Raw genomic sequence first — 10,984 nt, 5'->3', positions numbered from 1 at the left:
CGGGGTACGTGCCGTCCAGTAGGGCTGCTGCTGGTCGTAGCCGTACGGATCGGCGTACTGACCGGCGGCATACGGATCGGCGGCGTACGCGTCGGGGTACGGGCCGCCCGCGTACGGGTCCGCCGGGTACGAGGCGTCCTGGTACTGCCCCTGCGGGTACGGATAGCCGCCCGGGTACTGGTCGGCCGGGTACTGCCCGTATCCGGCGTCCGCGTACGGCTGCTGCGCGTCCCATTGCCCGTACGGCTGCGCTTGCGGCTGCTGCGGCTGCTGGTCCGGCTGCGGCGGTACGAACGGCTCCGGGACGAACACCGGCGGCTCGGCGGGCGGCGCGGGCGGCGGGGGCACGTCGGCCTCCGCGCCGCCGGTCCCGCCGTCCCCCGGAACCTCCCGCGGCGCCTCCGCGGCCTGTGCCGCCTCCGCGGCGGCCCGCAGCCGCCGCGCCCGGCGCCCGTCGCCCGCCAGGTCCTCGGCGGTGATGGCGGTGGCGGCGGCCTCCGCCTCGGGGAGGTCGTCGTCCACGTGACGGCGGCGGCCCGGCAGCGCGAGCACCAGCAGGACGACCGCGAGCAGCCCCTGCGCCCAGACCCACGCGGTGTGGGTGATCGGGGTGTCGTACGTCAGGTCGAGCCGCCCGCCGTTGGCCGGGAGTTCGAAGCCCTGTGCCCAGCCGTCGAGGGTCTTCGCCGTCAGCGGCTTGCCGTCGAGCGTGGCCTTCCAGTCGGCGGTGGCCCGGTCGGCGAGCCGCAGTACGCGCCCGTCCGCACCGTCCGGGATGGTGGTGTGCGCCTCGACGGGACCGGCGGCCACCGGCACCGGCGCGGCTGACGTGCCCGCCGCGCTTCCCCCCGGAGCCGGACGGGACGATGGAGACCCGCGCGACGCGCTGGTCGAGCCGCCACAGGGTGCCGTGCTTGTCCCTGCTGAGCTGAGTGAGGCCGGGCGTCGCGTTCAGCACGCGCGTCATGTCGCGCGGGGCGCCCTGCTGTGCGTACACGTAGCGCACCGCGTAGGCGCCCAGCCGGCTGGTCTGGTCGGCGCCGGAGCCCGCGACCAGATGGGCCACCACATCGTCGAGGCGGGTGTCGGCGCCGCCCGCGGCGGCGAGTTCGCCGTCGCCGAGCCGGGCGCCGGAGCCGCGCACCAGGGCGTAGTCGGTGCGGGCGTCGCTGCCGGTGAGCACCAGGGTGCGGGCCTGGTCCCGGGTGGCGCTCTCGGCCGCCACGAACGCGGGGACCTGGGAGGGTTCGCGCCGTGACACCGGACCGTCCGCGCCGCTGACCATCCAGCTGACGGCGGCGTACAGCGGGGCGGCGGCCGAGGCGACGGCGATGATCAGCGCGACCGGCTGGCGCCAGCCGAAGCTCTGCGCCGCCACGCGCTCCTTGGCGCCCTCGGCGCCGACCACGGCGGCGGTCAGCAGCGCCAGCCCGTAGACGAGGGTCGCGGGCCCGGCCCAGGCGGAGCCGTTGCTGACTGCCGCGAAGAGGAAGCCGGTGAGGGCCACGACCCAGGCCGTACGCACCGTCAGCTGCCGTTCGCCGCGCATCAGGGCGGCGAGCGCGGCCAGGACGAAGCCGAGCAGCAGCAGCGTGCCGCCGCCCTTGGGGCCGCCGGGGCTGAGCGCGAGCAGGTCCAGGGCGGACGCGGCACCGCTGCCGCTGTCGAGCCCGGCCTCCTTCAGGAAGCGGACCGGATCGGTGAGCAGATCGACCGACCAGGGGGCGAGCACCAGCAGCGGGGTGAGGACGACGGCCAGGAACCGCAGCCCGTACGCCACGAGCGGCTCGCCCTGGCGCTGCCGCAGGACGAGCACACCGAATTCCCACAGCAGCGCGATCGGCCAGACGACCGGCGTGAACGCCATGGTGAACGTCAGCAGCAGGGCGTACGCCCACGCCGCGCGCCAGCTCGGCAGCCTGCCCTTCGCACCGCCCGCCCGGAAGCCGCCCGCGGCGGCCGCCGCCCGTGCCATCAGCGGCAGCAGGACGGCCAGCACCGCGGTGCCCAGCCGCCCGCCCGCGAGCGCCCCGGTGGCGGCCGGGAGGAAGGCGTACGCGACGCTCCCCCACGCCCGCAGCAGCCGGGACTCGACGAGCGGCCGGGAGGCGAAGTACGCGATGAAACCGGCCAGCGGCACCGAGCAGACCAGCAGCAGGGTCAGGGTGAACCCGGTGCTGCCCAGGAAGACCGTGGCCAGTGCGGCGAGGGCGGCGAGATACGGCGGTGCGCTCTGGGTGCCGCCGGTGCCGACCGGATGCCAGCCGTCGACGTAGCTGGCCCAGAGGTCGGTGACGTGTCCGGGGGTGGGCAGCAGGTCGCCGCCCGCGAGCACGCCGGTGCCCAGCAGCTCCCGGCAGGCGATCAGCGAGACCAGCAGCAGGACGACGAACAGCATCGGGCCCGGCTTGCGCGCGATCCGCTTGACCCGCGCGAACTGCTCGATCTCCAGGAAGTCCGCGTCGTCGTCGCCCGGCCCGGACTCGACGGCCCCGTGCCGGCCGCCCGAGGACAGCTCGGGCTCCGACCGTCCGCCGATGTTGCTGGCCACCTGCTCGACCGTCGCCCGCACGGTCGCCCCGGAGGGCGGGAAGAGCGGCCGCAGCTCGCTGGGCTCGGTCGCCGGGCGGCCGCGGCGCTTGCGCGCGGCGCTGATTCTCCCGGGCCGCAGCAGCACGCCGGACAGACCCGTGATCTCGTCCAGCGCCTGACCGGGCACCTTGCCCACCAGATAGGCGAGGGTGCGCAGCAGGGTGCCGAGGACGACCCGCAGCATCACATAGGCCAGCAGCGCGCCCCGGGTGTTGACCAGCAGGGTGTAGACGGCACCTGCCTTGTCGACGCGGTGCGGGCTGGCGACGGAACGGCCCACGCAGTCGATGGGGCGCCGCTCGCGGGCGGACGCCTCGGCGTGCCGCAGGGACGCGTCCGGCGCGATGAGCACCTGGTGGCCCGCGGCGTGGGCGCGCCAGCACAGGTCGACGTCGTCCCGCATCAGGGGCAGCCGGGCGTCGAAGCCGCCCAGCTGCTCCCATACGTCGCGGCGCACCAGCATGCCCGCGCTGGAGACCGACAGCACCGGCCGCACCTGGTCGTGCTGGCCCTGGTCCTGTTCGCGCCGCTCCAGACCGGTCCAGCGGCGCCCACTGCGGGCGATGCTGACGCCCACTTCGAGCAGCTGCTTGCGGTCGTACCAGCCGCGCAGCTTGGGGCCGATGATCGCGGCCTCGCGGTTGGCCAGCAGCTCGGCGTCGGCGACCCGCAGCAGCTCGTGGAGCGCTTCCGGGGCGGGCGCGCAGTCGTCGTGCAGCAGCCACAGCCACTGGATGGGCTCGCCGTGCGGCAGGTCGGGCATGTCGTACGCGTCGTCACGCCAGACGCGGTTGACGGGGTCCCAGCCGCTGGGGCGCTTGAGGTACGGCAACTCCTCGGGCCCCAGCACCGGGGCACCGCGGACGGCCTCGGCGACGGCCGTACCGAAACCGCTGCGGCGCGCCAGGTGCAGGACCCGCTCCTCGCCGAGGGCTTCGGTCAGCAGCCGGGCCGACTCGTCGGCGCTGCCGGTGTCGGCGGCGACGACGCTCTGCACGGGCCGCTCCTGACCGAGCAGGCCGGACAGCGCGTCGGGCAGCCAGCGGGCGCCGTCGTGCGAGACGAGCACGGCGGTGACGACATGGCGCGGGAACTCAGGTGCCGGTTGCTGGGTGGCAAATCCGGCGGAGGCGGCCGGGTGTGGGGCCGCCGAGTGGCTGTGCACGGACATCGAGGTACGGGCCCCGGTTCGCTGGACTGCGGTGGACGAGCCCGCCCCAGGGGGACGTTGGCGCGCCTCGGACGGGCCCCCACACTAACGGCTGCGTACGCAGGCGGTCCGCCCGCCCGTCGCCCGGCCACCACCCCTCATGGAGACGCTTCGCGTCACGGGGTTGATCGTCTGGGGATCGGGGGACGGACCGCGTGCTCCGCCGTGAGCTGTGCCGATGGGGCCGGACCGCGGCCCTCTTCGTCAGACCGCGGCCTTCTTCAGGCGGCGGCGCTCCCGCTCGGAGAGGCCGCCCCAGATGCCGAAGCGCTCGTCGTTGGCGAGGGCGTATTCGAGGCATTCGGACCGGACCTCGCAGGCCAGGCAGACCTTCTTCGCCTCGCGCGTGGACCCGCCCTTTTCCGGGAAGAACGATTCGGGATCGGTCTGGGCGCACAGTGCGCGCTCCTGCCAACCGAGCTCCTCGTCCGCCTCTTCGACCAGCAGTTGCTGGAACAACTCGGTCATGTGCGCCCCTCGTCTGTTTTTGCGTCCCCGGTGCCGTCCCCGTGCCCTGGTGCCGTGGGTCAAACCGGCAGAACGACACGTGTGAAATTACAAGTGCGCCGATCCGGGCCAGTCAAGCCGAGATCTGCTATTGGGCCTCTTATTCACTCTGCGGAACCAAGGCTGCGCGGAAAGTGTTCAAATCGGCCTAAACGCGACACGTTTCCCTCAGCTGTCCCCGGCGTCCCCGGTTCCTCATCGCACTCACCCGTGAAGGACGCCGTGAACGCCGCTCCCGTTGCACACGTGTTCTCGTTGCATCGGGGGCAGGTGCTGCGCCACCTCTCCGACTAACGCGCGGACAAACCTTTCTGCCCGCATATCGACCGGATGAGGTGAACAAGGACCCCCGAACGGGAGATCAAGTTGACAGGAGGGCGGCGACCCGCTGTCCTTGTCCTCATGTCAGTGACCCACGTGCCCCAGTCGACCCGTGCCCACGGGTTCCGCTGCGCCGTGCAGGCCCGCTGTCGCTGTTCCAGCTGTTGATGCCTCTCTGAGCTCCAGCTTTCTCCTCTCGCGTCCTTCGCGTCTCCCTGCGTCACCCCCGCACAGCTCCGCTTCGCGCACCACCGCGCTTCTCCGCCGAGGAACCCCCCACATGAACAGCGACGTCCAGATCGCCGGTGACCCGCTCGCCATCCCGCATCTGCTGCCGCCCGCACCCGCGCACCCCACCACCGTCTCAGGCTTCGCCGGGCTCGCCCGCGACCTCGCCGCCGATCGCGACGGCTGGGCGCCGCTCGTCCGGTACGACGCCACCACCCGCTGGTACCACCGGCTGCGCACCGGCCCCGGCTATGAGGTCTGGCTGCTCAGCTGGGTGCCCGGCCAGGGCAGCGGGGCCCATGACCACGGGCGCTCCTCGGGCGTACTGACCGTGCTCCAGGGCGAGTTGACCGAGCGCGTGGGGACGAACGGCGGCGCACGGCATACGCTGCGCGCCGGCGCGCAGCGCGTCTTCGCGCCCGGATACGTGCACGACGTCGTCAACGACGCACTCGAACCCGCCGTCAGCCTGCACATCTACTTCCCCGGGCTGACCGAGATGCCTCTGCACCCCACCCAGACTGCCGGTACGGCCGCGGGGACGGCCGCCCCCGGCCCCCTCGACGTCCTGCGCTGAGCCCGCCCCGCACGGTTCCGTTGTCGGAGCCGACTGCAACACTGTGCCCATGCGCATTGTGGTTCTGGCAGGCGGCATCGGCGGCGCCCGTTTCCTCCGCGGTCTGATGTCGGCGGTTCCCGACGCCGACATCACCGTCATCGGCAACACCGGTGACGACATCCACCTCTTCGGCCTCAAGGTCTGCCCCGACCTCGACACCGTGATGTACACGCTCGGCGGCGGCATCCACGAGGAGCAGGGCTGGGGCCGGGCCGAGGAGACCTTCGCCGTCAAGGAGGAGCTGGCGGCGTACGGCGTGGGGCCCGAGTGGTTCGGCCTCGGCGACCGTGACTTCGCCACACACATCGTCCGTACGCAGATGATGAGCGCCGGCTACCCGCTCAGCGCCGTCACCGAGGCGCTGTGCGCGCGGTGGCAGCCGGGGGTGCGGCTGCTGCCGATGACGGACGACCGCGTCGAGACGCACGTCCTCATCGACACTGCGGACATCAGCGGCTCCGCCGCGGGCGACGGCGAGGGCCGCAAGGCCGTCCACTTCCAGGAGTACTGGGTCCGGATGCGCGCCTCCGTGCCCGCCCACGCCGTGGTCCCCGTCGGCGCCGACCAGGCCAAGCCCGGGCCCGGCGTCCTGGAGGCCATCGCCGACTCCGACGTCGTCCTCTTCCCGCCGTCCAACCCCGTCGTCAGCGTCGGCACCATCCTGGCCGTCCCCGGGGTGCGCGAGGCCATCGCCGAGGCCGGGGTGCCCGTCGTGGGCCTCTCCCCCATCGTCGGGGACGCGCCCGTGCGCGGCATGGCCGACAAGGTGCTGGCCGCCGTCGGCGTCGAATCCACGGCCGCCGCCGTCGCCAAGCACTACGGCTCCGGGCTGCTCGACGGCTGGCTCGTCGACGAGGTCGACGCCGACGCGGTCGACGAGGTCGAGGCCGCCGGGATCCGCTGCCGGGCCCTTCCGCTCATGATGACCGACACCGAGGCCACCGCGCGCATGGCCACCGCGGCGCTGGCGCTGGCCGAGGAGGTCCGGGCATGAGCGGATCGTCCTCCCTGGAGGCGCCCAAGTACCAGGTCTGGGCCCTCCCCGGTCTGCCCGAGGTGCGGACCGGCGACGACCTCGCCAAGCTCATCGCCGACGCGGCGACCGCCGAGGGCCTGCCGGGGCTCGCTCATGGTGACGTCCTGCTCGTCACCTCGAAGATCGTCAGCAAGGCGGAGGGGCGCGTCGTCGCGGGCGACGACCGCGAGGCCGCCATAGACGCCGAGACCGTACGGGTCGTCGCCCGGCGCGGGCGCACCCGCATCGTCGAAACCCGGCACGGCCTGGTCATGGCCGCCGCCGGGGTCGACGCCTCCAACACCCCGGCCGGCACCATCCTGTTGCTCCCCGAGGACCCCGACGCCTCCGCCCGCGCCATCCGGGCCGGACTGCGGGACGCGCTCGGCGTGGACGTCGGCGTCATCGTCACCGACACCTTCGGGCGGCCCTGGCGCACCGGGGTCACCGACGTCGCCATCGGCGCGGCCGGGGTGCACGTCCTGGACGACCTGCGGGGCGGCACCGATACGCACGGGAACGCGCTGAGCGTCACCGTCGTCGCCACCGGCGATGAGCTGGCCGCCGCCGGGGAGCTGGTCAAGGGCAAGGCGGACGGCCTGCCGGTGGCGGTGCTGCGGGGGCTGCCGCATGTGGTGGCCCTGGGTGCGGATGACGATGCGGATGGGGATGGGCCCGGTGCGGACGGGGCCGACGCGGGGGCGCGGGCGCTGGTGCGCGGTGCCGCCGACGACATGTTCCGGCTGGGGACGTCCGAGGCCGTACGGGAAGCGGTGACCCTGCGCCGTACGGTCCGCGAGTTCACCGACGAGCCGGTGGACGGCGCGGCGGTGCGCCGCGCCGTGGCCGCCGCCGTCACCGCGCCCGCGCCGCACCACACGACGCCGTGGCGGTTCGTGCTGCTGGAGTCGGAGGAGTCGCGGGTGCGGCTGCTCGACGTGATGCGGGACGCGTGGATCGCGGACCTGCGGGGTGACGGCTTCTCGGAGGAGTCCATCGCCAAGCGGGTGCGGCGCGGTGACGTGCTGCGCAAGGCGCCGTATCTGGTGGTGCCGTGCCTGGTCGCGGACGGCGCCCATACGTATCCGGACGCGCGGCGGAACGCGGCGGAGCGGGAGATGTTCGTGGTGGCGGCCGGAGCCGGGGTGCAGAACCTGCTGGTCGCGCTGGCGGGCGAGCGGCTGGGGTCGGCCTGGGTGTCGTCGACGATGTTCTGCCGTCCGGTGGTGCGGGAGGTGCTGGACCTGCCGGAGGACTGGGACCCGATGGGCGCGGTCGCCGTGGGCCACCCGGCCGCCGCGCCTCCGGCGCGGCCGGAGCGGGGCGTGGAGGGGTTCGTGGAGGTGCGGTAGGGAGCTTGGGGCGCGCGGGGTGGGGGTGCACGCCGGTGTGGGGGTTGTGCGGGTGCGTTTTCGGGGTGCGGGGGTGTGGGGTGCGGTTTCGGTGGGTGGTGGGTGCCGGTTGTGGGCAATCGTCCCGCTGGGGGGGCACCTCCCAGCGGTAGCTGGGGGAGGGACGGGTGGGCACAACCCGGCCACCGGCCCGAACCGGGCACGCGGCGGCTGTGGGCTTAGGGTGGCGGCGTGGTGGGACGTCGTGTGTGGGTGCCTTCCTGCGCGTACGACCTCGCGCGGAACCTCGGTGTGCTCCAGCGGGGCCCGGGGGATCCGGCGTTTCGCGTCGACGCGGAGGGGGCGTTCTGGCGGGCCAGCCGGACCCCGGCCGGGCCCGGGACCGTTCGGATCGCGCGGGACGGCAAGGGGGTCGAGGCCCATGCCTGGGGGCCGGGGGCCGAGTGGCTGCTCGACCATCTGCCCGCGCTGCTCGGCGACGACGACGATCCGTCCGCGTTCACCCCACGCCACCGGCTCGTCCACGAGGCGCACCGCCGGAACCCCGGGCTGCGGCTGATCCGGACCGGGCTGGTGCTGGAGTCGCTGATCCCCTCGATCCTGGAGCAGAAGGTCACCAGCGACGAGGCGTACCGGGCCTGGCGGTTGCTGCTCCAGCGGCACGGTGAGCCCGCGCCGGGGCCGATGGAGGGCCTGCGGGTCATGCCCGATCCGCGTACCTGGGCGCTGATTCCGTCGTGGGAGTGGCACCGGGCGGGCGTGGACGGCAAGCGCTCGGCGACGATCCTGCGGGCCGTGCGGGTCGCCCGGCGGCTGGAGGAGGCCGCGGCCATGGATCTCGACGCCGCGTCACAGCGGCTCCAGCTCGTCCCGGGCATCGGCCCCTGGACGGCGGCGGAGACCTTGCAGCGCAGCAACGGCACCCCGGACGCGATCACGGTCGGGGATCTGCATCTGCCCCGTATGGTCGGCTACGCGCTCACCGGTGAACGCGGCACGGACGACGCGGCGATGCTGGAACTCCTCGCGCCCTACGCCGGGCAGCGGCACCGGGCGGCCCGGCTGATCCTGCTGTCGGGCCGGGCGGCGATGCCCCGCCGCGCACCGCGCTTCTCGGTACGGGACTTCCGGGCGATGTAGGCCACGGCCTACTGGTCGGAGGAGAACCGCACCGCGCCCGGCGGGATGTCCACCCCGCACCACACCCGCGCCCCGTCGCGCAGTTCGTTGTCCGGGCCCACCAGCGCGCCGTCGCCGACCACGGCACCGTGCAGCACCGTACGGGCGCCGACCCGGGCGCCCGCGCCGATCAGCGAGTCGCGGACCTCGGCGCCCTCCTCGACGACGGCGCCCTCCAGCACCGTGCTGCCGTCGATGCGCGCGCCCGCGCCCACCCGGGCCTGCGGCCCGATGACGGTGCCGCCGGTGAGCTTGGCGTCGCCCGCGACGGTGGCGGTCTCCAGGACGAGGCGGTCGCCGCAGCGGCCCGGGACGGCCGGCGAGGGGGCGCGGCCGAGGACGAGGTCGGCGGAGCCGCGGACGAACGCCTGCGGGGTGCCGAGGTCGAGCCAGTACGTGGAGTCGACCATGCCCTGGAGGTGGGCGCCCGCGGCGAGGAGACCGGGGAAGGTTTCGCGTTCGACGGAGACGGGCCGGTCGGCCGGTATGGCGTCGATCACGGAACGGTTGAAGACGTACGCGCCCGCGTTGATCTGGTCGGTGACGATCTCCTCGGGGGTCTGCGGCTTCTCCAGGAAGGCGGTGACCCTGCCCTGCTCGTCGGTGGGCACGAGCCCGTACGCGCGGGGGTCGGTGACCCGGGTGAGGTGGAGGGAGACGTCGGCGCCGGTCCGGCAGTGGGTGTCGACGAGGGCGCGGATGTCGAGGCCGGTGAGGATGTCGCCGTTGAAGATGAGCACCGGGTCGTCGGGGCCCGAGCGCAGCCGGGAGGCGACGTTGCGGATCGCGCCGCCGGTGCCGAGCGGCTCCTCCTCCGTCACGTACTCCAGGTGCAGTCCGAGGGAGGAGCCGTCGCCGAAGTACGGTTCGAAGACCTCGGCCAGGTAGGACGTGGCGAGCACGATGTGCTCGACCCCGGCGGCGCGGGCGCGGGCGAGTTGGTGGGTCAGGAAGGGCACGCCGGCCGCCGGGACCATCGGCTTGGGAGTGTGCACCGTCATCGGGCGCAGCCGCGTTCCCTTGCCGCCGACCAGGAGGATCGCTTCTGGCGTTGCTGGCGCTTTGGTCACGTAGTCTCTGCTTCCTGCTCTGGCTCCCCGTGGTCGGCGGCCAGTGTATGCAGAAGCCAGGACCGCGCCTCGTCAGCGCCCCTGGAGCCGGGCGGCTGTGCTGCGTACGGAGCTGAGCTTGCTGTACAGCCGCTGTCCGGGGCACTCGGTGGCGAAGCCGTCACGGTGTCCGGAGATGACGCGCAGCTTCACATTGACGCCCTTTTTGTACTTGTTGCCGCCGCCGGACACCAGATGGGTGGTGCCGCGTGGATTCCGGTTGAAGAGGCCGAGTTTCCACGCGGTGAGCTTGGCGATGGCTCTGACGGCCTTGGCGGAGGGCTTCTTGGTGGTGTACGTACCGAGGACGGCGACGCCCATGCTGTTCTGGTTGAAGCCGAGGGTGTGCGCCCCGAGTACGGCTTTGGTGACGCCTCCTGCGCGGCCTTCGTAGATGTTTCCGCACTTGTCGATGGTGAAGTTGTAGCCGTAGTCGCGCCAGCCCATGCTCTGGACGTGGTAGCGGTAGATACTGCGCAAAACGGAGGGAACTTGGGCGCAGGTGTAGCTGTTGCCCGTCACGGTGTGGTGGATGAAGGCGGCTTTGACCGTCTTGCTGTAGGCGTAACCGCTCTCGCGGATCCCCTCGTTGGCGCCCCATCCGGCCCGGGTGATGATGCGCGGCCGGGGCGCGGTGTGCCGGACGGCACTCGATCCGGCCTGGCCGGTGGGGAGTTGGGCGGTCTTCGACGGGCGCGGGCGCGGGGTCGGGGTGGCGGGCCGCGGGGTGGGGGATGTGACACCGCCACCGGGCTGCGGGCCGCCGGTGGCATGCGGGATGGCGGTGGGGTGCGGGCTCGGGTGACCGGCGTGCGGGATCGCGTGGCCGGGATGCGAACCCGGGTGACCGGG

7 protein-coding genes and 1 pseudogene are annotated in these 10,984 nt (G+C 73.5%); 4 read left to right on the top strand and 4 right to left on the bottom strand.

The window, feature by feature from the left end:
- A pseudogene (locus tag SSOG_RS26845) lies at positions 1 to 3,763 on the bottom strand (glycosyltransferase family 2 protein); the annotation flags it as partial.
- Positions 3,764 to 4,006: 243 nt separating this feature from the next.
- Entirely contained in the window at positions 4,007 to 4,270 is a 264-nt protein-coding gene (locus tag SSOG_RS26840; protein ID WP_004952403.1) for a WhiB family transcriptional regulator, read from the bottom strand.
- 640 nt (positions 4,271 to 4,910) lie between these two features.
- Here SSOG_RS26840 and SSOG_RS26835 point away from each other — a divergent pair.
- The 4 genes from SSOG_RS26835 (at position 4,911) to SSOG_RS26820 (ending at position 8,984) form a co-directional block, all read left to right on the top strand.
- A complete protein-coding gene (locus SSOG_RS26835) occupies positions 4,911 to 5,435 on the top strand; it encodes a cysteine dioxygenase (RefSeq protein ID WP_009717403.1) in 525 nt (174 codons plus the stop codon).
- Positions 5,436 to 5,484: 49 nt separating this feature from the next.
- Positions 5,485 to 6,471 (top strand): 2-phospho-L-lactate transferase, encoded by a 987-nt coding sequence (gene cofD / locus SSOG_RS26830; protein WP_039938792.1) that lies wholly within the window; start codon positions 5,485 to 5,487, stop codon positions 6,469 to 6,471.
- On the top strand, positions 6,468 to 7,844 hold the full coding sequence (locus SSOG_RS26825; RefSeq protein ID WP_009717401.1) for a coenzyme F420-0:L-glutamate ligase: 1,377 nt from the start codon (positions 6,468 to 6,470) through the stop codon (positions 7,842 to 7,844). Before cofD ends, SSOG_RS26825 begins: the two co-directional genes overlap by 4 nt.
- A 231-nt stretch (positions 7,845 to 8,075) precedes the next feature.
- The gene (locus SSOG_RS26820) at positions 8,076 to 8,984 is read left to right on the top strand and encodes a DNA-3-methyladenine glycosylase family protein (RefSeq protein ID WP_009717400.1); all 909 of its coding nucleotides are present in this window, start codon (positions 8,076 to 8,078) and stop codon (positions 8,982 to 8,984) included.
- Positions 8,985 to 8,992: 8 nt separating this feature from the next.
- Here the strand turns inward: SSOG_RS26820 and manB are convergent, their stop codons facing one another.
- On the bottom strand, positions 8,993 to 10,093 hold the full coding sequence (gene manB / locus SSOG_RS26815; protein ID WP_009717399.1) for a mannose-1-phosphate guanylyltransferase: 1,101 nt from the start codon (positions 10,091 to 10,093) through the stop codon (positions 8,993 to 8,995).
- Between the two features lie 72 nt (positions 10,094 to 10,165).
- Positions 10,166 to 10,984: peptidoglycan recognition protein family protein (locus tag SSOG_RS26810; RefSeq protein ID WP_245606389.1), on the bottom strand; the 819-nt coding region annotated here is incomplete at its 5' end.

Source organism: Streptomyces himastatinicus ATCC 53653 (assembly GCF_000158915.1).
Classification (GTDB): Bacteria; Actinomycetota; Actinomycetes; order Streptomycetales; family Streptomycetaceae; genus Streptomyces; species Streptomyces himastatinicus.
This window is presented reverse-complemented; position numbering and strand designations above follow the sequence as displayed.

Coding starts and splice junctions, on each gene's coding strand:
- SSOG_RS26840 (WP_004952403.1), bottom strand. CDS start 4,270: ATGACCGAGTTGTTCCAGCAACTGCTGGTCGAAGAGGCGGACGAGGAG.
- SSOG_RS26835 (WP_009717403.1), top strand. CDS start 4,911: ATGAACAGCGACGTCCAGATCGCCGGTGACCCGCTCGCCATCCCGCAT.
- cofD (WP_039938792.1), top strand. CDS start 5,485: ATGCGCATTGTGGTTCTGGCAGGCGGCATCGGCGGCGCCCGTTTCCTC.
- SSOG_RS26825 (WP_009717401.1), top strand. CDS start 6,468: ATGAGCGGATCGTCCTCCCTGGAGGCGCCCAAGTACCAGGTCTGGGCC.